Origin of the sequence: Desulfovibrio sp. JC022 (genome assembly GCF_010470665.1) — a bacterium.
Taxonomy (GTDB): Bacteria; Desulfobacterota; Desulfovibrionia; order Desulfovibrionales; family Desulfovibrionaceae; genus Maridesulfovibrio.
Genome location: NZ_VOPZ01000004.1, coordinates 285,154 through 307,930 on the forward strand (window position 1 = coordinate 285,154; position 22,777 = coordinate 307,930).

A 22,777-nucleotide genomic window follows, 5' to 3' on the forward strand; every position below is an offset into this window, starting at 1 on the left:
GGCCTGATAAACATTTACAGAGAGGAAAGCACTGTAATGACATTCCTGATTGAATTCGGACAGGTATTCCTTGCTACGATAAGAGATATTCTGCCCATACTGATTTTGATTACGTGCTTTCAGCTGTTTGTTCTGCGTCAATCTATCCCAAACCTGCGCAGCCTCATAATAGGCGGCATTTACGTTGTTCTGGGACTGGCAATGTTTCTGATCGGCCTGGAAAAAGCATTGTTTCCAGTAGGCAAGATCATGGCGACCCAGCTCTCCGCGCCATCACTGCTGGCGGGGGATGGTGCAGTCGACGCTATCACAGACTGGACTTCCTACGGCTGGGTTTACCTTTTTGCAGCTATGATCGGCTTTTCAACCACAATTGCCGAACCATCGCTGCTGGCGGTTGCCATTAAAGCCAAGGAAGTGTCCGGTGGGGTTATCAGTCAGTGGGGTCTGCGTATTACTGTGGCTGTCGGAGTTGCGGTGGGAATCTCTCTCGGGGCATTCCGTATCGTAACCGGTACACCTCTTTATATATACATACTGGCCGGCTATGTGATCGTGATAATCCAGACCTTCATGGCACCAAAGAAAATTATCGCCCTTGCCTATGATTCCGGCGGGGTGACAACATCCACGGTGACTGTGCCACTGGTAGCTGCTTTAGGACTGGGACTTTCAGAATCAGTTCCGGGCCGCAACCCTGCTCTGGACGGATTCGGGCTTATAGCTTTTGCCAGCCTGTTTCCAATTATCACGGTCATGGGATATGCTCAGTACACGCATTTCGTGGCCGCCCGAAAAGCAAAAACGGAAGAAACAAAGACAGCCAGAAAAAGCTGCCTCTGTGAAACTTAAATAATAAAGACAACCGCTTCGTAACCGCGATGCGATAATATCCGGACCTGTAGACTCAGGGGGAAAAATGAAATTTAAGATTATCCTTGCTCCAGTAAAACCTGACAAGACCGACGCCATTGTTGATGCAGCCAAAGAAGTCGGAGCTACCGGCGCAACAATTATTCCCGCCAGGGGAACAGGAATGCGCGAGGCAAAGACGTTTTTCGGCCTGACCCTTGAAGACCAGACAGATATTGTTCTCTTCCTGCTGGAAGAACATCTGGTCAAACCGGTCACGGAAGCCATCAAGACTGCCGGGGAATTTCACAAGCCGGGAACAGGTATTGCGTTCGTCCTGCCTGTGGAAAATGTATTCGGCATGGAAAGCCAGATTGAGATCTTCAAAGAAAAAGTACGCGACAGTTATTTTTAAGGGAGAATTGAAATGGATTCAGTTATTGTAAGGGTTCGGGATGTAATGAACTGTGATGTTCAGACAGTTGACGGCATGGCTTCGGCAAAAGAAGCCGCTGAAATCATGCGTTCCACCAAGGTCTCAGAGCTTCTGGTCAGCAAAAGAAATGAAGACGATGCATGGGGCATTATCACCATAAGTGACCTGATTGGTAAAATTCTCGTCCCTGATCGTGATGCTGGAAACATCTTTGTTTATGAAATCATGACCAAACCTGTGATTACAATTCCCGCACAGATGGATATCCGGTATGCTGTCCGGCTGCTGCACCGCACAGATGTGCAACGCGCACCGGTTGAACACATGGGCGAGATAGTAGGGATGGTCACTCTTCAGTCACTTATACTTGATAATGACCTGCTATAATCTGCCTCCAGAAACAACTGTAAGGGCATAAGCTTATTTAGGAAGTAACATCATGTGGGGAATATATTCGTCTCTCAAAGCAGCATTTAACCGCAAACGCAAGTGTCGGAATTGTGGTAAAATCAATATTGTCAAATATGAAGACAAGCTGAAAACAATTAAATGCTCAAATTGCGGACAGAGTATCCCCTCACCAAAAAACCAGTTGTAAAAACAGAATCTCATCAAGATAGAATTAGGATCGACATACATAGTCCGACAGTTGACCACACCAACACCCCCAGGTCGGACTTCGAAACGGCGGACTACCTTATCCGCCGTTTTACGTTTTTAAATCCACTTTTCGACTTAAAATTGAACAGCCTTCCCCGGGTCCTGATTGATACTTAAGAGGCCCGGCCAGATCAGTCACTTTCAAACATCTTAAAATCGTTTAAAAACTTCTGTCTGTATTTTTCAACACTTGCAGGATTAGTCATGATCATATCCAATTGCCGGGTATGGGTTATCATATAGCCGAGAACCTTGAGATGGTACTCCATGTCTTCTTGAATCAGTCCTTCAAGGCGGGCTGTAAGACTGTCCTCACGAATCCGAATCCTGAAATCCAGTTCCTCGAGAATACTGCCGATAAATTTTGCTCGAAGGATCTTGCGTTCAGGGTTTGCTGCCCCTCCCTTAAACTGGAAGCTGGCATAATTTTCTGAAGTACGTTCTCCAACGAGTGACTCCACGGAGCAGAAATGAAATCCAAAACGGGATTGCAGACAGCAATAATTCTCAGAAATCATGAAATAATTTTTCTGAGCATAACGGGAGCGTGACGTCATATTCAGGTTGGGATTCATGGTCGCTTCAAACATGACCGACATTAGACCCTTTCCATGGATTGCCGGGGGCCCCTCCCAGGGAACAGCCTGCATCCCGGCCCAGAGAGCCCGCATGGGAATGGAACGCACATGCTCCATAAATACACATCTGAGATTAATATCTCCCTCCTCACTGACTCCATTGCCGAGATCAAGAATCCAGAACTGCTTGGGCACATTACAGATAAGCTGCCTTGATGCGGCCATAAGATGCTCATCACTTATACCGAACCCGAACATCTCCCGAACGGCCATTTCGTGACAGAAGCGCATGATATCGTGGTAGGTTTTACATTTTGAAGGACGAAAATCAGGAGAATCCGGATCAGTGAGATTAAGGCGAACGATGTGCCTTGCAGCCTTGCGTAGCGCAGTCTGCACCAGGCTCCCCTTCATAAGCCGTTTGCGGGGCTTTTCGGTAAGCAAGGATTCCACCGGACCGGAATATACCGCATGCCCGTCAGCATCCACAGTTACAATTTGTCCTTCTTGTAATTTATCAAGGGCCCCCTTGACTCCGAAAAGGGCAGGAACCCCGAATTCACGAGCCACATTGGCAAGGTGTCCGGCCATGCCTCCCTGCTCGGTGATCACCGCACTGCACCGGTCCAATAACGCCGCTCGGCTTGGCAGGGCCTGTTTGAGAACCATGACTCCGCCATCGGGAAAAGACAGTTTATCTGCAGTCTTGCGGATAGGATAAATAGGACCAACTCCTACACCGGGGCTGGCAGTTCGTCCTCCTGAAATTATGGGGATCGGCAGATCAGGATTTTCCCCGGAATGATCAAGCCCATCTTCAATGAGCATAAGCGGGCGGCACTGGAGAAGGCAAAATTCTCCATTTTCAGTAACAGCCCATTCAATATCCTGCGGGGTACCGAAATGGTCCTCAATTTTCGAGGCAACACCAGCGACCATGACAGCCTGTTCTTCTGTTAGGGATGGAGACTTTCGTGACTCGTCCAGCTCAACTGTCCGGCAGACTCCCTCTCCGGCATCGCAAATAAATTTATTTTTTTTATCTGCAATCCTCCTTTCCTGAACTTCTGATAAAGGAGCAGGGCTGACGACATACTCATCTGTTTCGGTGGAGCCATCCACTACCGCTTTGGGGAGTCCCCACACTGAGTAAATGGTGATATTGCCATCACGGATATTAACCGGATTTCGGGAATAGGCCACCCCGGATGCAACCGGATCAATCATTTTGATACAACCCACGCTCATGGCAACATCTTCGTCACGAAGCCCTCGATTATTACGGTAAGCCATGGCTTGCAGGGAGTATTTGGAGGCAATTACTTCTTTTATCGCTTCTAGAAGGGAACTGCGTTCCACATTTAGTATGGAGCGGTACTGACCGGCAAACGTAGCTCCTTCGCGGTCCTCGCCAAGGGCACTGGAACGAACAGCAATATTTACCGACTCCCCAAGTTCTTCGCTGAGCTTGTCATAGGCATTATAAATGGCCTGAACAACTTCTACAGGCAAAGGGGCTTTCAATATAAGACTCATGACAGAAGAAGAAACCTGAAAAACTTCTTCCCGGTTCTTAAAATCAGTGGCCTGAATACGACGGTCTATCTCGGCCTGCAAACCATCCTGAGCCATGAATTTATGGAAAGAGGCTGTAGAAACGACAAAACCTGAAGGAATCTTAAGGCCAAGACTGCGTCCGGCCTCCCCCAGCATAGCCATTTTGGGACCGCACAGGTCAGCCTGGTCCCGCCCCACGTTTTCAAGGTTCAGCACCAAGTCGCCTTCCCATGAATAGTGAATCGGTTCAATTTCAGCTGCAATGCGATCTTGAATCTCGTTAAAAATGGCAAAGAGTTTTGTATAGCCTTCAGGATTAAGCTCATTCAAATGTTTGATCATCTGAAAAGTTGAAACAGATATGCGGGTACAGAGAGCACGCACATAGTGCATGCCGTAGGGACTGAATCCGCGCAGAGCCTCCTCCAGTTCAGAAACATATTCATGCGTACTGGTGTTGGCCTGAATCAACCGCCGGAAATGATTGTAACGATTCGTAAGCAATTGCCTCGCCTGCTCCGGATCAATACGTTCCTTCTTTTTTCTGCCAAATGGAAGCCAGTCGAATAAACTCATAACTCAACAAACCTTCGATTGTTACGGGGCCAAATTTCTCAATTCCCTCAGCCGGTCAGAGATTGCATCTGTGCAAAATAAGCATACCTTCCAACTTACAACCACCGCAACAAAAACCGGGACCAGTCCAAATTTTTCAAACAGGTAGCCATTACGGAACTTTCGTTCCGGAAGTTCCGTATTTTTTTTGTCTTGATTGAGTTTCATTTTTGAAAGCAATCTCAAAAAGAAGACTATCTATTCTTTCACGAACACCAGTATCAAAAATAGCACTTTGCCTGAAACGCCACACAAACTATTTTCTGCAATTAAAACGAATAGTTCTTCACAAATACATCTTTCGTATTATAAATATCCACAAGATCAAAATAGATATTGTTATTTTCTTTACAAGAAAAACAAAAAAACGATATTATCCACTTAAAATGTAACCACTCACATTAATTAACAAAAAAGTTCAGGTGATTTATGATTCCGAGAATCCTCTTTGTTGACGACAACCAGAACACTCTGGACAGCTTCAAAGCAGTGATGCACGGCCTGCGCCGGGAATGGAAAAGCAGATTCGCTCCAACTGCACAGGACGCCCTTCAGATGATTAGCCAAGAGACTTTTGATGTAGTAATCACCGACATGAAAATCTCTGGCACAGGCGGATGTGCTCTACTTAAAAAAATAGAAGAAATTCAACCTGACACCATACGGGTAGTACTTTCCGGGCACTCTGACATGCAGCTGCTCCTGAAATCGGCAAAGTATGCCCACCAATTCATCAGCAAACCCTGCAATACGGAAATCCTGATCAGCACAATCCGCAGAATGCTGGAGCTGCGACATATCCTGTCTGACCCCAACGTCAGAGGAATTGTAACCAGTCTGGCAACTCTTCCCGTCCTTCCGGACCTGTACATTGAAATAACAAACGAACTGAACAGGCCGGAACCGAACCTGCAAAGAATTGGCGAGCTTGCCAAGCAGGACCCCGGTATATCCACCACCCTGCTGAAAGTGGTCAACTCGTCATTCTTCGGCTTCTACGGTTCTGTCTCCTGTCCTTCCCGAGCCGCTGTTTTGCTGGGCACGGATGTGCTTAAGGGATTGATTCTCGGAGTCCATTTCCTTCAGGAGCTGGATACTGAAATCCTCGGCCCATATTCCATTGAGAAACTCTGGGAACATTGTCTGCAAACAGGTTATCTCGCCAAGGAAATCTGCACATTAATGAATAAGGACAAAAAAACCGTAACTGACTGCTTTGTAGCCGGATTACTCCACGATATCGGCAAATTTGTTTTCATCACCGAGATGAACAAAAAATATCAGGAAGTACTGGCAAACGTCCGTGAATTCGGCGGTCCGGTAATTGATGTGGAAAAACGGATTCTTGGAGTGACCCATGCGGAAGTTGGAGCTTATCTGCTGGGCTTGTGGGGTTTTAAGGAAGATATTGTAAAAATGGTCTATTTCCATCATTCGCTTGAAAATTGCGATACTGTATTTACCCCCACGCACGTAATTCATGCAGCCGATGTACTGCAACACGAGCTTATTCCCCATACTTCCGGCTATGTATTTACCGAACTAAACGCCGACAAGCTGGCATCTGCGGGCATTCTGAAGTATGTAAAAGACTGGCGAGACGCATGCCACAACCTGCTGGAGAACAAAAATGAAGAAGAATAAAGTCCTCTTTGTAGATGACGAACAGAATATACTTGATACCTACAGAGCTCTACTGCGTAAACGGTTCAAAGTGGAAACCGCTCTTGGACCGGAAGAAGGTCTGGAAAAAGTGCGTTCTTCAGGACCATATGCAATTGTTGTTTCCGACCTGAAAATGCCGAAAATGGACGGGATTACCTTTCTCAGCAAAGTAAAACAAATTTCACCGGATACAATTCGGGTTATGCTCACCGGCCATGCCGACCTCGAAGCTGCAATCTCCGCAGTCAACGAAGGCGCAGTCTTCCGCTTTCTGACCAAACCAAGTGCTATTGAAGAAATGATCCGTACCCTTGAAGCAGCCATGAAGCAGTATTCCCTTGTCATGGCCGAACGGGAACTCCTGCGCGGCACATTGAGGGGAAGCGTAAAAGTACTCACCGACATTCTTGCTCTGGTCAACCCGGAGGCTTTCGGACGTAGCGAAAGAGTCCGCCGCCTTGCCGGATATGTGGGGCAGAACCTAAACCTGAAACAAACCCTTTATCTGGACCTAGCCGCCATGCTTGGACAGTTAGGCTGCGTAACACTGCCGGATACAATTCTCCAGAAAGTCTTTACCGGAGAGGAACTTACTGCCGAAGAAAAACAAGGTTACGACATGCACCCGTCAGTAACAGCGGGCATGCTTTCCCAGATCCCACGTATGGAAACAGTTTCCGAAATTATCCAGCACCAGAATGCCAGATTGGACGAAACCCCGACCATGCCCGTGGAATCAAGGGTACTTAAAGCATGTCTGGACTATGACTCCCTGATCCAGCAAAAAATTGATAAGATGGATGCAATCAGCATCTTGCGCGGCATGGACGGCATCTATGACACCAGAGTTCTGGATGTCCTTGAAAAAGGAACTGCCGGAGAAGATGGTTACGTGCGCCGTGAAATTGAACTTGAAGAACTCAAGGAAGGTATGATTCTGGATGAAGGGCTTTGGAGCGAAGACGAAGTTCATCTGATTGCCGAAGGAACCGAAATGACTAAAACAGCCATTATCCGTATTAGCAACTTCAGCCGGGCCAAGAAACTGCCCCCCAGAATACGGGTACTCGTTCCGATCAAATACATTGAATGATCGCCAAATCACTCCCAACCCTAAAATCCACCAGCGAGCGGAGGAAAAAATGAGCCTAAAAAAAAGCACTTCTCTTTTTGTTACAGTCATGTCCCTGCTTACAATAATCATATTTTCCGGATCAGTTTTAGCCTCGGATCTTGAACAGATAAAAAAAAGGGGAGTCCTGCGTCATCTGGGAATTCCCTACGCAAATTTTGTAACAGGCAATGACACAGGTTTAAGTGTGGAAGTGGTCAAGCTCTTTGCAGAACATTTGGGAGTCAGGTATGAATTCGTAAAATCCGATTGGTCCACCCTTTTTGGAGATCTGACCGGAACAATGGTCAAACCCAAAGGAAACGACGTTGAATTTCTGGAAAGAACTCCCATCAAAGGGGATATTATTTCCAATGGGCTGACCAGACTGAAATGGCGTGAAAAAGTCATCAACTATTCAAAGCCCACCTTCCCCACTCAGGTCTGGTGCGTTGCTAGAGGTGGTTCGTCCTTGCGCCCCATCAAGCCCAGTGGAAATGTTGATCAGGATATCCGTACGGTCAAAAGCATGCTCAAAGGCAAAAGAGTCATGGGCAAACAGGGAACCTGTCTTGCTCCGGGGCTTTACGGTATAGATTCAAGAATATCCACTATCATCAATTTTCCGGGCAGCCTTAACGACATCGCTCCGGCAGTTATCAAGGGGGAAGCTGATGTAGCATTGCTTGATGTTCCGGACTCGCTGGTTGCCCTGAACAAATGGCCCGGAAAAATCAAAGTTATCGGACCGATTTCCCCTCCGCAAACCATGGGCGCAGGATTCCGCAAGGATTCACCGGAACTTCTCAAAGCCTTTAATGAATTTTACTCTGAACTGCGACAAAACGGAGAATACAACAAATTGATCATGAAGTACTACCCGGCAGTTTTCAGCTATTATAAGGATTTTTTCAAAAATTAATCCTATTCCGTTAAGAGGAGTTTCTTTTGTTCAAAAGCAATAAAGCGATGCCTACAGCACTCGCTCTGATGGCAATTTTCGTAATATCCATAATCTGGACAAACTACAGATCACAGGTGGAGTTACGCAAGTCGTCGTTACAGCAATTCAGTGAGTACTCAAGGCGGGAGGCAGACTCGTTCAGCCATTTCTTTTCTGAAAGACGAAATGACCTTATCGATCTGTCAACCAGCAGGGAGCTTTTAAGCTACTTTGATAACAAGGCACTGGGCATGGCCCCGGAATACGGCCTTCATGCCAGCCTTGTACAAATATCCGAATTGCTGACCCGGATAATCAAGATAAAACAGATCAATGAAATACCAATTTATACCCGGATTCTCTTTGTTGATGAAACCGGGAAAATCCTTGCGGACAATGAACATGCCCGATTAATAAATAAACAATGCAAGGCTCCCATCCCTCAAGACCTGAATCCCAAAAAAGTTCGTATTGTATTTAAAAAAAGTAAGGATAAGAGTTGTTTCATACTCATGCTACCGTACATGTTCAGAGGTAAAAAGGTAGGGACTCTTCTGGCATGGCTCAACGCAAAAGAGATCCTGCCCTTCCGCTCCGAATCTACGGATTCCGGTCTGCATAGCTTGAACTATCTGGTTTACCAAAAAGACCTATACTCCCCGCTTAATGATATCCCCCGGCAATTAACTGAAAAAATTGCCAGCGACTGGGAACTTCCCGCAGGCATTGCAAGTGAGCTAACCCTTGATCTTGGACAACAGGGAAGACCGCTAAAAACCCTGATTGTGCGCTCTATGGTGGAAGGTTCGCCATTTTCACTACTGAGCATTACTCCCGAAATAGAAGTCATCGGAACAATTTCTCCGCACAAACTGCTGATGTTCACTCTTCTGCTGGCATTATTCCTTCTGGGAGGCGGAATTTTCATTATCAAGATTAATGCCCGTAATCTTATCCTCAATATCCGGGTGGAAGAATCTGCAAAGCAAGCTAAAGAAATTGAACAGAAAAACAAGCAACTGGTAAACGAGATTGAAGCGCGCAGCCGAGCGGAAAAAGCTTTGCTTTTGAGTAATGATGAGCTGGAAACGAGAGTGCACAAACGCACTGAAGCCCTAAAAGAACAAACAGAAGCATTGACTCGCGAAGTTCTGGAGCGTCAGGAAGCTGAAGCCGCCATGCGCTTGATCTTCAACAACACACACGATTCAATTTTCATCCACGATATTGAAGGAAATGTTCTGGATGTTAATGACACAATGCTTGAAGTATACAAAGTAAATATGAAAGAAGCACTCCAGCTAACTATTAAAAATGACTACTCCGCTCCTGATATGGATATGGGTCTTCTTGATGCAAGGTGGCAACAGGCTGTGGAAGGAAATGAAGTCGTTTTTGAATGGACAGCAAGACGCCCCGGTGACGGGGTTTTATTTGAAGTGGAAGTAGCTTTGAACCGTATTGAGCTGGGCGGGAGACAGGTTATTCTGGCAAACGTCCATGATATTTCCGAACAAAAAAAAGTTTTAGTCCAGCAGGCTGAGCATCAGGAATTCCTGGGAACCATATTCGAAGGCATCGGTGCGGCTGTATTTGTCTTCGATCCCACCAAAGGTATGATGGTCGATTGCAACAGCGTGGGAGAAAAGTTGCTGGGCATGAGTCGCAGTGCCATACTCAACGCCGCCTGCCAGACTGAATTCAACTTTACATCTGACACCAAAAAAGACCTGCTCTGCCCAAACTGGCATGAGCAAGGCACTTATGAAGAAGGAATTCTATCGCTGCAAGACTCTACCCCGCTGCCTGTTTCACGCCATCTTTTTGAAATCCATATCGGCGGCATGACTCATCTCGTACAGGTTGTTTTTAACATTGCTGACCGCAAGCATCTTGAAAGAAAACTTAGTATAGCCCAAAAGCTGGAATCTATCGGTTTGCTGGCCTCCGGGATTGCGCATGAAATCAACACCCCCATTCAATATGTTGGCGACAGCATCCGCTTTATAAAAGAAGCGCATACCGATCTAAACGAGCTGATCGAACTTTATGAAAAATTTATTCTGGAGGATTCACCCGGATCACGCGCAAACATCCTTGATGAAATTGAAGAGCACAAAGAAGATATCGATCTGGAGTTCATCAGCAGCGAATCCATAAAAGCCTGCAACCGGGCCCTTGAAGGGGTTGAGCGAGTGGCAACTATTGTTCTGGCCATGAAAAATTTTTCCCACTCCGGGGAAGAAGAGACCAAAGCAGTGGACATCAACAAAGCTGTTAGGAACACCATTGAAGTCTCCCGTAATGAATGGAAATACGCGGCAAAACTTAAAACCTCCCTTGAGCCGGATCTGCCTTCTGTTAAATGTCTGCCCGGAGCCATAAATCAAGTACTGCTTAACGTGATTGTTAACGCGGCCCATGCCATCGCAGAAAATATACAGAATGATGAAAAGGGCACGATCTCAGTTATCACAAAATTTGAACCGCCCTTTGCAACTATCATCATTAAGGACACCGGTTGCGGAATTTCAAAAGAAAACATGCATAAGATATTCGACCCGTTCTTCACCACCAAAGAAGTCGGCAAAGGTACTGGACAGGGGCTGGCCATCGTCCATGATATTATTGTCGAAAAACATTGCGGAACAATCGACATTGAATCCGAAGAAGGCGAAGGTACAACCTTCATCATCAAATTGCCGATTGAAGGCGACGGGGAGATTGACTCATAATTAAAAACTCCCCCGAAACCTGTCCGGGGGAGAAAATCAATCAAGCTGCGTCCGGTAAATAAGACCTGCTATTTGGTGGTCCTGAAGGTCAAAGAAAATGCGTACCAGACACGATGGGTGTCATCGAGACGCTTTTCATACTTACCGATAATGATCTGACGCCCGGCTGGGCCGATCTTCACGTTGATGGGCTTGGAATTCTTGAGGTTCATCAATTCAGGATGCTCAATGGTGCGATCAGAGGTAGTAGAAATGCGAGCACCAGCTGCGGGCATGGGCTTACCTTCATAGTACATCATGACCGGAAGGATATCCCCTTCTTTAAGCTTGGAAGGATCTTTAAGGGGCACAATTTCCGCACGCTGTCCAATGGGCTTATCCATGCCGGGAGTCCACTTAAGGATGGTCTTGGAAAGCTTGTAAGACCGGCCTTCATCAATAATCTTACCGCAAACCTGTCTGGGAAGTTCGAAATTCTGCCAGCCGCCTTCTTCAGTATGATACCAGTACTTGTTGTCAAATTCGACAGTGAGCATTGTGTAGACGTCGTCAAGCCATGCAAAGGCTTCACCCTTTTTATACACAGGCTCAAGGGGTGTTTTCCAGTTATTCTCATTGATCCCGGTCAGTGCGGTAATGCGGCTGATTGGATAGGGATCAGTAGAGCCGGGATGCCCGTACATAAGATGTGCCTTACGTCCCTTTTTCTCCAGCCACATATCGTGGGCAGAGCAAATTGAAGCGAAAGCCAAAACAAAAGCCATTGCCAAAATAATTTTCTTCATCATCTAAATTCTCCTTATTTGATTATGAAAATGAATTTCATTTCCAATTCAGACGTGATTTACAGACTGAAGAATAAAAAGTCAACAGGCTGATGATGTTCTAAATAAGATGTTATGAATTTTAGGCAGATTCTATTCGTTTCTCTTAAAAGCCATATTTACTGGCATGACGAAGAATTGCCCTGCTTTCCCATAAAACCGACACCTTGACCTTTCAGATAGATTGATGCACTGCTTTTTCAGGGTCGGATTTGATTAATTTTGAAGATATGAATTAAAAGCCAAAGCTGAACATAAATCCGCCCGAATCCCGCTTAAACAACGTGATTCTGCTGGAATATGGAGAATTACAATGCACAAAACTATCTTATTAATACCACTTATAATCTTCCTGCTGGTAAGCCCGGCCTGTGTAGCCACAGCCAAAGACAAAACTGAGAACTCCACAGCTCAAAAACACATCGTTGCGGGCTACATTGAAAATGTATCCATAAAAATATGGGATCGTGAAAGCCCGGTCATTATGGAAGCCAAAATGGATACCGGAGCAGATAGTTCCTCACTGCACGCCACCGACATCATAATTAATAAAACAAAGAAGCAGGTCTCATTCACCCTCACCGATCAGCACGGAAAAACTCAGCGCATCACCTGCCCTTATGCCCGGATTGTGCGCATCAAAAAACGTCCTTCCGGTTACCAGCGAAGAGCAGTAATTCCGGTGCAGCTCCAGATCGGACCCAAAAATTTCGAAGCCTTTGTCAACCTGACCGACCGGACTAATTTCTCATACAAAATGCTGATAGGCAGGAAAGAACTGCGTCACGGCATTCTCATTGATTCCTCACGCCACCACCGCCTCAGCCAATAGGCTAAATAACACCCTGAACTAAAAACCGTTCAACATTCTGGAAGACCTGTCATGAACTCTATTCAGTTAAAAATACTTGTTGCCCTGCTTCTGACCGTAGGACTGGGCATGTTCAGCTACAAAGCCTGTGTACTCGGTTTTCCCCTCACTCCAGAGGAACAAACCGAAATCTGGAACGTGGAAGCCCATGTTTCTTTTGAAGCCAAAGGTCTTCCGGTTAAAGCAACCTTACAGACCTTGAACCGGCTACCGAAATACACGGTAACCGACGAATACTTTATCGGGGATGATTACGGACTGCTGCACGCCCTGCAATCCGCAGACGGAACCCCGCAACAGAACCGGAATCCTGACAATATTGTCGCGATCTGGTCCAGACGCTCTGCTAAGGGAAAACAGGATCTGTTCTACTCCGCCCGGTTAAGGCCGGAACAAAGTAATCAGGAAGAAAGCTGGGTCCATCCTACAGAAATACCTAAGCTCATCGATCCGCAGTTTACTGAAGCGGAACAGGTTGCCGCGAACTCCCTGATCACCGAGGTAGGGAGTGAATCCGCAGACATAGAAACCTTTGTGCCCCAACTAATGAAACGGCTCATGGAACCTTCTAAAAACCCGGACGGAGCCTACCTGCTTCGCGATAACGCAAACACACTGGGCGCGGTAAATATGGCTGTGCGCCTGCTGCACTTTTCCGGTATCCCGGCCCAGTCAGTACACGGCATAACCCTTTCCACCTCCAAAAATGCCAAAATCAAACATTGGCTGGAGCTTTACCACAACGAAAAATGGCACATGTTTGATGTGACTAAAGGGACTTTTGGAACACCGGTAAACTTTGTAACATGGTGGCGGGGCAATGCCCCGTTGGCTACGGTCAGCGGCGGAAGCAACCTCAGTGTGAGCCTTTCGGTTGTCCCGGCAACTGTCAGTGCCCTGGGAAATGTAGTGGACCGCCTGACAGTCACCGCTCCCACCATACTGGAATTTTCCCTGTTCAACCTGCCCGTACAGGCACAGGCCACCTACCGGGTCATCCTGCTCATCCCCATCGGCGTACTCCTGCTGGTCTTTTTACGAAACGTGATCGGGATCACCACCTTCGGAACATTCATGCCCGTGCTTATCGCCCTTTCATTCCGCGAAACACAGCTGATCTGGGGTCTCTGCCTATTTTCCATCGTTATCATCCTCGGACTGGCAGTACGTCTTTATCTGGAACACCTGAAACTGCTGCTGGTACCGCGTCTGGCCTGTGTACTCATTGTGGTAGTCCTGCTCATGGCCGGAATCAGCATCATCAGTTTTAAACTTGGATTTCCGCGCGGGGTCTCCGTCAGCCTGTTCCCCATGGTCATCCTGAGCATGACCATTGAACGCATATCGGTCATGTGGGATGAACTTGGTGCCGGAAAAGCGATCCAGCAGATTATCGGCTCCATGGCTGTTGCCGTACTGGCCTACATTGCCATGAGCAACCTGTTCATCGAACATCTCATCTTCGTATTCCCGGAACTGTTCCTCGTCCTGCTGGCACTGACCCTCATGATCGGACGCTATACCGGATTCAGGCTCTTGGACCTGATCCGCTTCCGCGCATTCCTCAAGGAAGGTTAAAATGGGCTGGTTCAGCAAACTTAAAAGATTCGGGGTCATGGGTCTTAATGCGCGCAATGGGGCCTACGTGCTGCCCAATAACCCGCGTAAGCTCTATCCGCTGGTGGACGACAAAATCACCACCAAGGAATTAACCCAGTCCGCCGGGCTAAATGTGCCGGAACTTTACGGAGTATTTCAGGCCCAACATGAACTGAAACGCCTCCCCAAGCTGCTGCAAAAGCACGATTCTTTTGTGGTCAAACCGGCACGCGGAGCCGGAGGGAACGGCATTCTGGTCATCACCGGAAAACTCGGACCGCGCTTCCGCAAGCCGGACGATTCGCTGGTCGCTGAGGACGCCATATCATTTCACATTTCAAATATCCTCAGCGGTATGCACAGCCTCGGCGGCATGCCCGACAAGGCTATGGTTGAATATTGTGTGCAGTTCGCCCCGATTTTTAAAAATATAGCCTATCAGGGAGTCCCGGACATCAGGATCATCGTTTACAAGGGAATCCCGGTCATGGCTATGCTCCGGCTGCCCACACGGGAATCAGACGGTAAGGCCAACCTGCATCAGGGAGCCATGGGCTGCGGGATAGATATGTGTAGTGGTACGACCACCAGCGCAGTCTGGAAAAATGACAACTGCACCCATCATCCGGATACCCTGCACCCCATCGCAGGGGTAACCATCCCGAACTGGCCGGAGCTCCTCAAACAGGCAGCACTGGGCTACACAGTAACCGGATTGGGCTACCTCGGTGTAGACATTGTGCTGGATAAAAATCTGGGCCCGTTGATCCTTGAACTGAATGCCCGTCCGGGTCTGGCTATTCAGGTAGCCAACAAATGCGGACTGCAACACAGACTGGATGAAATAGATAAAGTCCATCAGGACCTGCACACAGAAAACCAACGGATTCAATATGCTATGGACAATTTCGGATCATAAAAAAATATATTTATTGCCCGTTCTGATCCTCTGCCTATGCCTACTGACAGGCTGCAAACAGCAGCCGAAGGTTATAGTGCCTCCTGTGCCTCCTCTTCCGGTGGAAGTTGCAAAGGAAAAAGCACCGCTGGGCAAAAAAGAAATACGGTTGAATGTAAGACTGACCCGCCAGCCGGACAAACGGAAATTGCGCAAAGTCCGTTCCCAGAGCATGCCCACCGGAACCCGCATTTCCTATCCCGCCGGAGCGGACATCCTCCGTTTCCTGCAATATGATGAAGAGATCATTACCCTGCCCAAAATGCAGAGCACAAGGGACTTCAATATCATGCTGCTGACACGGGACCAGAATCCGCCACTGACCGTAAACGGCTACTCCAACGTAACTTATGAACTCATGGAATCAGACCTGCCGAATGGGGCAATTCTGCTGGATTCATTCTACGGCACATTAAAAAAAGACGGGACTCTTTCCAAGACCATGCTGCTTCCCACAGAAAGAAAAGATGTATTCAGAAAAGTACAGGCAGAAATAACTCCCAAAAGGCTCAGATTCAAACCGGTAATCAGGACCAATGTCCTGCCGGACTCAGAATACCATTACGTGATCCGGTTTCTAGGTAAAAAAGGAATGACTATCCTCTTTGAAATCCGCCATCTGGAAGGCGGCAGCCGTCCCAAAGTGGTCAGCCGCCAAACTTTGGAAATCCCGCTGGGTACCCCGCTGATTGAAATCAACGGGCACAGGTTTAAGGTCCATACGGCAACTACGGAATTTATTGATATAGAAAGGTTGAGTTAAGCACCCCTATCCCCAACTAGGGAGTGCAGAGGGGCTTAGCCCTTCTGCCCGCCGGAGGCGAAATCAAATTATCCAAAACGCGCGCAGCGCATCAGCTTCACTGCCTTTTCCGAGTATAATCCCGAATAGTAAGCTCAATGGTAGGAATACCGTTGAACTTGTCGATCTTGGGAGAGAAGGCGAAACGCATGGTGGCCCCGATGAGTTCGGACCCAAGCTCTTCTGCCATGCGCCATGCCTTGGCGGGCATTTTGCGGGTCTTGTCAGTGTCGGTAATGGTAAGCTTGACGTGGGCTTTACCCATGGGTCTGCGTTCCAGCACTTCCACCGGAGGGGTGGTAAAAACAGGTTCCGGGTTACCCATGCCGAAAGGCTGCATGAGATCAAGCTCTTTGAGCAGTACGTAATCAATATTTTCCAGCGGCAATTCCCGGTCAACTTTAAGCGAGGCTTTAAGAGGCTCAGTGCCGATCTTATCAATTACGGCCTGATCAAATCTTTCCCGGAACTCGGACAGCAGATCAGCCTTGAAGGACATCCCTGCCGCAAGCTTATGGCCCCCGAAATTAAGGAACAATTCGGACATGGAGGTCAGTCCTTCATGAATATGAAATTCCTTGATGGACCGGGCCGATCCCTTGACGACTCCGTCCTCTTCACAAAGCATGACCGTGGGACGGTAAAATTTCTCTACTACCCGTGATGCCACAATACCGATAATGCCCGGATGCCAGTTCTTGGAATAAAGCACCAGCCCGGCCCGGCTGTCCCTTTTGACATGCTGCTCGGCCTGCGCAAGGGCTTCCTGTAAAATTCGTTCTTCCTCGGCCCGACGCTCAGAATTAAGCTCATCCAGAACTTTGGCAATGGGTCTTGCAGTTTCCATATCTTCAGCCATCAATAGCTGGAGAGCCTTGCCCGGATCGCCCATCCTGCCCGAAGCATTGATGCGCGGTGCCAGCCCGAAACCGACCTGTCCAGCCCCGATAGCCGCGAACATGTCGTACCCGCTGACTACTTTAAGCGCAGCCAATCCGGGCCGTTTTGCTTCTTTGAGCAACAGCAGCCCGTTCTTGACCAGAATACGGTTCGGTCCCTGAAGTTCCACCACATCGGCAATGGTTCCAAGGGCAACGTAATCCAGATAAGCCCGTACATCAGCAGGATCACCGGGCAGCAGCCTGTTGAGCTGGGCCATAAGCATAAAAGCCACGCCCACCCCGGCCAAAGTAGCGCAGGGGCAGTCCTCAAATGTCTGTCCGTTGTACTCGGTAAGGCGCGGGTTGCAGACAGCAGCCGCAGCAGGCAGCTCATCACCTTCCAAATGATGGTCTGAAACAACCACGGTCATGCCCAGTTCATTGGCAGCTGCTATTTCCGCATTGTTGGTGATGCCGCAGTCCACTGTTAAAAGCAGATCTATGCCCTGTTCGTGCAGCTTTTTAATCCCGTCCACATTAAGGCCGTAGCCTTCCTCCAGACGGTTGGGCAGGTAGTGTTCACATTCATAGCCGCGGTCAGCTAGAAAGGTTTTAACCACGGCTGTAGAGGTCACTCCGTCCACATCGTAGTCACCCCAGACAGCCATCTTCTTGCCTGCAATAAGACTGTCCGCAAGGACCTGTGCGGCCTGCTCAAGACCGGGAATTTCAGTAGGCTTGCAGAGGTTGCGCAAACCGGGAGAAAGGTAAAGGTCCATTTCAGCAGAACTCTGAAAGCCACGGTTCCATAAAATTTCCGCAAGAAGCTCGGTGATACCGAGTTCATCAGCAATAGCAGGTATGGAGGAGGGAAGTTCCTCCTCGCTTCTCAGCTTCCAGATTTTGGGCAAAAGATTCTCCGTGAATTTTCTGGCTAGAAATCAATTTCAAGATCGGCAATGGGGCCGGATTTATTCTGCTTCTTCTGAAAAGCATTCAAATCAATATTCAGGTCATCTTGCTCTTCAGAGATATAGCCATTGCCCTTAAGGTAGGACCAGAACATGATCCCTTCTTCCAGTTCAGGATTCAATTTCAAAGATTTCTTGATGTACTTGATACAATTATCAAACTCGCCCTTCTCATAGTATGCACGGGCGATATTCAGGCAGAGGTTTTCATCATGCTTACTGATTTCCTCGGCCTTGTGATAATACTCAAGGGCCTGATCAATCATTCCATTACGGCGTAGATTGATACCGAAATCATTAAAAAGATGTTTGTGCTGCGGCTCATAAATAGCCCCGATACCCACCAGCCTGCGGAAGACATCCTCCGCGCGCCCGGTTTCCCCGCGCTCAAGATAGGTCAGGCCAAGGCCGAAATTGGCCCGCACATTTTCTTCATCCACATCAATGGCATGCCCGAATTCATATTCCGCGCTGTAGCTTTCCCCGCTGGAGCGATGCCCTTCCCCGCGTTGAATGGAACCATCCAAAGATTCCATACTGGGTCGAACAACCTCAGCATAATACTCAGGTTCGGGATGGTAGTTATCGAGAAATGTATCCCGTTCCACCGTGAGTTTCGGACCGGAAGGGACATTGTTGCTGTTCAGAGGCTGCACTTCCAAAGCACCGTTTTCCCGCTCTTCAGCAAACCAATAAGTTTTCTGCACGGTCTGACGGGTGGTGGTCCCGGTACCTACAGTTGATTCGGTGCAGGACGAAAAAACTCCGCTAATTCGATTGGCTGCCATAACAACCCCTGCTAGGAATCCATTTCCGCTACAATCCTGCGCGCAGCATCCGCCGGATCATCAGCCCCGGTGATAGGTCTGCCGACCACGAGAAAATTGGAACCGCGATCAACAGCCTGCGACGGGGTAACAACCCTGCGCTGGTCATCGGAAACAGATGCGGGACGAATGCCCGGAGTCAGTGCCAGAAAATCCTTGCCGCATTTTTCCTTAATAGCTTCCACTTCCAGCCCGGAGCAAACCACGCCGTCCAGTCCGGCCTGCGATGAAGCAAGGGCAAGATCAAGCACAGCGGAACCGAGTCCATCGGGAACCGGGAAAGGAATATCATCCTCGTCCATACTGGTCAGGATAGTGATCGCCATAAGCAACGGTCCTTCTCCGCCTGTCGCGCCTTCTGCGCGTCCTTCACGGGCGGCAATTGCCATACGTTCCCCGCCAAGAGCGTGCAGACTGAGCATGTCAGCCCCGGCGCGGGTAGCGGAACGCACCGCACCTTTCACAGTATTGGGAATGTCAAAAAATTTCAGGTCCACAAAAACTTTAAAACCCATTTCTTTAAAACGGGTGATAATTTCAGGGCCTTCAGCGCAAAAAAGTTCCAGACCGACTTTCACCCACGGGGCCACGCCGCGTACTTTTTCAGCCATTTCAATCGCGCTCTGCGCATCCTTAAAATCAAGAGCTACTACTAATTCAGACATATTACTCCCATTATTCCCATGTACTTAAAATACTTTCAAGAAGTCCCGGATTACTACAGGGACGGTTTTTCCCGGCAAGATAGATGGCCCGCAGTTCTCCGTAAGCTTTTTCCAGATCGTCATTTACGATCCAGTACTCAAACTTCGGAGCGGAAGCCATTTCCTTCATGGCATTGAGCATGCGGCGGTTAATGACATGATCGGTATCTGTATTCCTACCTTCAAGCCGCTTACGCAACTCACTGTAGGATGGAGGCATCAAAAACACGAAAATCCCTTCGGGCATTGATTCCATCAGCTGCATGCAGCCCTGAAAATCAATGTCAAAAAGGATATCCATGCCTTTAAAGAGCATCTTTTCTACCGGCTTTTTAGGGGTGCCGTAAAAATTGCCATGGACCTCGGCCCATTCTGCGAATTCCCCGGCTTCCAGCTTTTCATTAAACTCATCAACGCTGTGAAAAAAGTAATCCTTGCCGTCCACCTCACCTTCACGCGGATCGCGGGTGGTGCAGGAAATGGAAAAACCCACCTGCGGAAATTCTTCACGCAGCTTTTTTACCAAAGTACTTTTCCCGGTACCGGAAGGAGCGCAGATAACCAGTACCTGCCCTTTTCTTTCCGGGATAAGGATATCAGTCATTTTCTACCTCCTCGGAAGTGTAACGGTGACCGATTGTTTCCGCCTGAATTGCCGAAAGAATAACATGATTGGAATCGGTAACAATAATGGAACGGGTTTTACGTCCCTGAGTGGCATCCACCAATCGCCCTTCCTGCCTTGCGTCCTCACGCAATCTGCGCATGGGCGAGGAGGAAGGGTTGACGATGGTGATGACGCGGCTTGAAACCACGTAGTTACCGAAGCCGATATTTAGTAGTGTCTGCTTCTGCATCGGAAAAAATTACTCGATATTTTGAACCTGTTCACGGCATTTTTCAAGCTCGGCCTTAAACTCGACTACAATCCTGCTAACTTCGGAGTCCTGACATTTGTTACCGCAGGTGTTGATTTCCCTGAAAGTTTCCTGCAACAGGAAATCAAGGCGTTTACCGGCATCTTTGTTGCCGCGCAGAACTTCGAAAATACGTTCAAGGTGAGCATCAAGTCTTGTGATTTCCTCGGAAACATCAAGCTTGTCGGTCAAAATGGAAACTTCCTGCACCATACGGTCTTCAATGTATTCCGCGCCGAGATTTTCCATGTTGCCCTTAACTCTTTCAATCAGAGCTTCACGCTTGGCTACGAGAATTTCAGGGATCTTGACTTTAACCTGCTCAGTGTATTCCTTAAGCAGGGTAAAACGCTCTTCAAGGTCACGAACAAGGTCATTGCCTTCGTCTTGTCTGGATTCCTTCCAGTTTGCCAGAGCCTTTTCCAGACCTTCACTGATGGATTTAGCCATCTGCGGGTCAGGTTCGCTGGAAGCATCACGCCACAGGCCGGAAATGCTGAAAAGTCTATTGTAATCCGGAGTGAATTCCACACCGTCTTCAGTTGCCATAGCTTTAAGCTGGTCAAGCATAGCTGTGGCCTGCAATCTATTCAGGCTGATGCCCAGCAGTTCGGTGCTGAAAACTTCAAGGTTAAGGGAAAGGTCAACACGACCACGTGAGCCGTATTTGCGAACAATCTTTTCCCAGCGGGATTCATAGCCGCGCAGGGAGTTGGGCAGACGCCATTTCAAATCCAGAAAACGGGAATTAACGCTACGGATTTCCCAAACATGGCTCCACTTGTCTTCGGTAGTCTCAGCGCGACCAAATCCAGTCATACTTACGGGCATTAAAAATCTCCTTGCCTCCGGCCGCTCTACCGAGGGTCTCTCCGAGGGCCAGAGAAACTTTTTGAAAAAAGTTTCTCTGGACTCTTCAAAAACTTTTATCGGGCTTCGCCGGGGTTCTTTAAATTTATTTTATTTTTACCGTCAGGCTGCCGTCTTTGGCTGCTATCGGTTTAACTTCGACTAAGTCACGAGGCACTTCGTTTTCGAATTCGTCTTCCAGAATGCAGGTGGAATAGAATTCACAGATGCCCTTATTTTTATTTTGGAAAAGGACTTTCAGTGAGTCCATTTCTGAAATTTTTTGCAGGAATTCCTGCTTCTTTTCTTCTACCAATTCGCGCAGAATCCGGCCCCGTTCCTTTTTGGTGGGTCCGTCAAGCTGCCCTTTCATGGAAGCGGCTATGGTTCCCGGACGCACAGAGTACGGAAAAACGTGCGCATAAGATAGAGGAAGTTTGCGGCAAAATTCAAGAGTATTCTTGAATTCTTCTTCGGTTTCTCCGGGAAAACCGGTCAGGATATCCGCTCCAAGCCCAAAAACAGGCCATATATCTTTGAGCTTATCCAAAAAGACCAACACATCTTCCGGTTTATAATGACCTCTGCCCATGCGCTTAAGCACTTGGCGATCACCGCTTTGCAAGGAAAGATGAAGTTGCGGACAGATCAGTTTGGACTTGGAAAAGATTTCCAGAGCACGCTCTTTAAGCTGGCCCGGTTCAAGAGAACTGATGCGCAGCCTTGCGCGCCCGCCCCACTCTGTTCCGAACTCATCTTCAATGCGCTCCATGAGATCCCAGAAATCAATACGCTCTTCAAATTCGCGTCCATAGTGGCTGAGGTTGATGCCGCTGATAATCATTTCGCGGAATCCTGCTTCAAGCAAACGGGAGATTTCCTTAAGCACGTCGTCGACGGCACGACTCACGCTCGGCCCTCTGGTTATAGGCACGATGCAATAGGTGCAACGATGGGAACAGCCGTCCTGAACTTTGACCACAGCCCTTGAGCGTTCGTAATCTTCAATTTCAAAAGGCTGAAATATTGTTGTCTCTTTGGAATTTTCAGGTCCATCTTCAAGTTTGAGCAACTCGAATTTGCGCTCCTGCGGAATTACGTCGGCCACGCCGGGAAGTTCAGAAAGTTCCTTGGCAAAAACCTGTGCGGCACATCCGGAAATAATAATTTTGCCTTCAGGGTTACGGCGATTTATGCCCCGCACGGTCTGGCGCAGGTCGCGCAGGGCCGCAGCTGTCACAGCGCATGAGTTGATCACAATCTCATGAGCCTCAGCATCATTTTCCGCCTGCTCATACCCCATGCTCAGCCAGCGTTCGCGTACAGATTCGCTTTCGTATTGGTTGATCTTGCAACCTAAAGTGGTAATCCAGAATTTCTTCATAACCATGTCCATATTATCCGCTCCTTTTATCATGGAGC

Annotated in this window: 20 protein-coding genes; 11 read left to right on the forward strand and 9 right to left on the reverse strand. The window is 48.1% G+C overall.

Annotation, left to right across the window (positions count from 1 at the left end):
• The first annotated feature begins 36 nt into the window (after nt 1–36).
• From FMS18_RS08320 to FMS18_RS08330, 3 genes are all read left to right on the forward strand, one after another.
• Nucleotides 37–852 (forward strand): DUF1538 domain-containing protein, encoded by an 816-nt coding sequence (locus tag FMS18_RS08320; RefSeq protein ID WP_163293352.1) that lies wholly within the window; start codon nt 37–39, stop codon nt 850–852.
• Between the two features lie 67 nt (nt 853–919).
• Nucleotides 920–1,267 carry a P-II family nitrogen regulator gene (locus FMS18_RS08325; protein ID WP_163293354.1) on the forward strand — a complete coding sequence of 116 codons (348 nt, stop codon included), beginning with the start codon at nt 920–922 and terminating at the stop codon, nt 1,265–1,267.
• 12 nt (nt 1,268–1,279) lie between these two features.
• Entirely contained in the window at nt 1,280–1,675 is a 396-nt protein-coding gene (locus FMS18_RS08330) for a CBS domain-containing protein (protein ID WP_163293356.1), read from the forward strand.
• A gap of 404 nt (nt 1,676–2,079) precedes the next feature.
• On the opposite strand, the gene FMS18_RS08335 is transcribed toward FMS18_RS08330, so the two are convergent.
• Entirely contained in the window at nt 2,080–4,659 is a 2,580-nt protein-coding gene (locus tag FMS18_RS08335) for a PEP/pyruvate-binding domain-containing protein (RefSeq protein WP_163293358.1), read from the reverse strand.
• Nucleotides 4,660–5,127: 468 nt separating this feature from the next.
• Here FMS18_RS08335 and FMS18_RS08340 point away from each other — a divergent pair, with 468 nt between their 5' ends.
• Genes FMS18_RS08340 through FMS18_RS08355 form a run of 4 tightly spaced genes read left to right on the forward strand, consistent with a single transcriptional unit; the run spans nt 5,128 to nt 11,152 of the window.
• Entirely contained in the window at nt 5,128–6,342 is a 1,215-nt protein-coding gene (locus tag FMS18_RS08340) for a response regulator (protein ID WP_163293360.1), read from the forward strand.
• On the forward strand, nt 6,329–7,456 hold the full coding sequence (locus tag FMS18_RS08345) for an HD domain-containing phosphohydrolase (protein WP_163293362.1): 1,128 nt from the start codon (nt 6,329–6,331) through the stop codon (nt 7,454–7,456). The genes FMS18_RS08340 and FMS18_RS08345 overlap by 14 nt, the downstream gene beginning before the upstream one ends.
• A gap of 49 nt (nt 7,457–7,505) precedes the next feature.
• Complete coding sequence (locus FMS18_RS08350; RefSeq protein ID WP_163293364.1) at nt 7,506–8,396, forward strand: transporter substrate-binding domain-containing protein; 891 nt, start codon at nt 7,506–7,508, stop codon at nt 8,394–8,396.
• A gap of 26 nt (nt 8,397–8,422) precedes the next feature.
• A complete protein-coding gene (locus tag FMS18_RS08355) occupies nt 8,423–11,152 on the forward strand; it encodes an ATP-binding protein (RefSeq protein ID WP_163293366.1) in 2,730 nt (909 codons plus the stop codon).
• A gap of 68 nt (nt 11,153–11,220) precedes the next feature.
• Here FMS18_RS08355 and FMS18_RS08360 read toward each other — a convergent pair whose 3' ends face one another.
• The gene (locus FMS18_RS08360) at nt 11,221–11,940 is read right to left on the reverse strand and encodes a DUF4198 domain-containing protein (RefSeq protein ID WP_163293368.1); all 720 of its coding nucleotides are present in this window, start codon (nt 11,938–11,940) and stop codon (nt 11,221–11,223) included.
• Nucleotides 11,941–12,289: 349 nt separating this feature from the next.
• Between FMS18_RS08360 and FMS18_RS08365 the strand changes: the two genes are divergently transcribed.
• The 4 genes from FMS18_RS08365 (at nt 12,290) to FMS18_RS08380 (ending at nt 16,167) form a co-directional block, all read left to right on the forward strand.
• Complete coding sequence (locus tag FMS18_RS08365) at nt 12,290–12,808, forward strand: RimK/LysX family protein (RefSeq protein WP_163293370.1); 519 nt, start codon at nt 12,290–12,292, stop codon at nt 12,806–12,808.
• Between the two features lie 51 nt (nt 12,809–12,859).
• Nucleotides 12,860–14,425: an inactive transglutaminase family protein gene (locus tag FMS18_RS08370; RefSeq protein ID WP_163293372.1), complete on the forward strand. Its 1,566-nt coding sequence runs from the start codon at nt 12,860–12,862 to the stop codon at nt 14,423–14,425.
• 1 nt (nt 14,426) lies between these two features.
• Complete coding sequence (locus FMS18_RS08375; protein WP_163293374.1) at nt 14,427–15,365, forward strand: alpha-L-glutamate ligase-like protein; 939 nt, start codon at nt 14,427–14,429, stop codon at nt 15,363–15,365.
• A gap of 76 nt (nt 15,366–15,441) precedes the next feature.
• Nucleotides 15,442–16,167, forward strand: a complete 726-nt coding sequence (locus tag FMS18_RS08380) for a hypothetical protein (RefSeq protein WP_163293376.1) — start codon at nt 15,442–15,444, stop codon at nt 16,165–16,167.
• A 97-nt stretch (nt 16,168–16,264) separates the two neighbouring features.
• On the opposite strand, the gene recJ is transcribed toward FMS18_RS08380, so the two are convergent.
• The 7 genes from recJ to mtaB form a co-directional block, all read right to left on the reverse strand.
• Nucleotides 16,265–17,998 carry a single-stranded-DNA-specific exonuclease RecJ gene (gene recJ / locus FMS18_RS08385; RefSeq protein WP_163293378.1) on the reverse strand — a complete coding sequence of 578 codons (1,734 nt, stop codon included), beginning with the start codon at nt 17,996–17,998 and terminating at the stop codon, nt 16,265–16,267.
• Between the two features lie 23 nt (nt 17,999–18,021).
• Nucleotides 18,022–18,846, reverse strand: coding sequence for a lipopolysaccharide assembly protein LapB (locus tag FMS18_RS08390; protein ID WP_163293380.1), 825 nt, complete (start codon nt 18,844–18,846; stop codon nt 18,022–18,024).
• 11 nt (nt 18,847–18,857) lie between these two features.
• Complete coding sequence (gene pyrF / locus FMS18_RS08395) at nt 18,858–19,550, reverse strand: orotidine-5'-phosphate decarboxylase (protein WP_163293382.1); 693 nt, start codon at nt 19,548–19,550, stop codon at nt 18,858–18,860.
• A 10-nt stretch (nt 19,551–19,560) separates the two neighbouring features.
• Entirely contained in the window at nt 19,561–20,193 is a 633-nt protein-coding gene (gene gmk / locus FMS18_RS08400; RefSeq protein ID WP_163293384.1) for a guanylate kinase, read from the reverse strand.
• Complete coding sequence (locus FMS18_RS08405; RefSeq protein WP_163293386.1) at nt 20,186–20,446, reverse strand: DUF370 domain-containing protein; 261 nt, start codon at nt 20,444–20,446, stop codon at nt 20,186–20,188. Before FMS18_RS08405 ends, gmk begins: the two co-directional genes overlap by 8 nt.
• A 9-nt stretch (nt 20,447–20,455) precedes the next feature.
• On the reverse strand, nt 20,456–21,337 hold the full coding sequence (locus FMS18_RS08410; protein ID WP_163293388.1) for a YicC/YloC family endoribonuclease: 882 nt from the start codon (nt 21,335–21,337) through the stop codon (nt 20,456–20,458).
• A gap of 124 nt (nt 21,338–21,461) precedes the next feature.
• A complete protein-coding gene (mtaB, locus tag FMS18_RS08415) occupies nt 21,462–22,751 on the reverse strand; it encodes a tRNA (N(6)-L-threonylcarbamoyladenosine(37)-C(2))-methylthiotransferase MtaB (protein WP_163293390.1) in 1,290 nt (429 codons plus the stop codon).
• Nucleotides 22,752–22,777 lie beyond the last annotated feature (26 nt).

Coding starts and splice junctions, on each gene's coding strand:
- FMS18_RS08410 (WP_163293388.1), bottom strand. CDS start 21,337: ATGCCCGTAAGTATGACTGGATTTGGTCGCGCTGAGACTACCGAAGAC.
- mtaB (WP_163293390.1), bottom strand. CDS start 22,751: ATGGACATGGTTATGAAGAAATTCTGGATTACCACTTTAGGTTGCAAG.
- FMS18_RS08390 (WP_163293380.1), bottom strand. CDS start 18,846: ATGGCAGCCAATCGAATTAGCGGAGTTTTTTCGTCCTGCACCGAATCA.
- FMS18_RS08340 (WP_163293360.1), top strand. CDS start 5,128: ATGATTCCGAGAATCCTCTTTGTTGACGACAACCAGAACACTCTGGAC.
- FMS18_RS08375 (WP_163293374.1), top strand. CDS start 14,427: ATGGGCTGGTTCAGCAAACTTAAAAGATTCGGGGTCATGGGTCTTAAT.
- FMS18_RS08350 (WP_163293364.1), top strand. CDS start 7,506: ATGAGCCTAAAAAAAAGCACTTCTCTTTTTGTTACAGTCATGTCCCTG.
- pyrF (WP_163293382.1), bottom strand. CDS start 19,550: ATGTCTGAATTAGTAGTAGCTCTTGATTTTAAGGATGCGCAGAGCGCG.
- gmk (WP_163293384.1), bottom strand. CDS start 20,193: ATGACTGATATCCTTATCCCGGAAAGAAAAGGGCAGGTACTGGTTATC.
- FMS18_RS08320 (WP_163293352.1), top strand. CDS start 37: ATGACATTCCTGATTGAATTCGGACAGGTATTCCTTGCTACGATAAGA.
- FMS18_RS08405 (WP_163293386.1), bottom strand. CDS start 20,446: ATGCAGAAGCAGACACTACTAAATATCGGCTTCGGTAACTACGTGGTT.
- FMS18_RS08360 (WP_163293368.1), bottom strand. CDS start 11,940: ATGATGAAGAAAATTATTTTGGCAATGGCTTTTGTTTTGGCTTTCGCT.
- FMS18_RS08345 (WP_163293362.1), top strand. CDS start 6,329: ATGAAGAAGAATAAAGTCCTCTTTGTAGATGACGAACAGAATATACTT.
- FMS18_RS08365 (WP_163293370.1), top strand. CDS start 12,290: ATGCACAAAACTATCTTATTAATACCACTTATAATCTTCCTGCTGGTA.
- FMS18_RS08335 (WP_163293358.1), bottom strand. CDS start 4,659: ATGAGTTTATTCGACTGGCTTCCATTTGGCAGAAAAAAGAAGGAACGT.
- FMS18_RS08325 (WP_163293354.1), top strand. CDS start 920: ATGAAATTTAAGATTATCCTTGCTCCAGTAAAACCTGACAAGACCGAC.
- FMS18_RS08370 (WP_163293372.1), top strand. CDS start 12,860: ATGAACTCTATTCAGTTAAAAATACTTGTTGCCCTGCTTCTGACCGTA.
- FMS18_RS08330 (WP_163293356.1), top strand. CDS start 1,280: ATGGATTCAGTTATTGTAAGGGTTCGGGATGTAATGAACTGTGATGTT.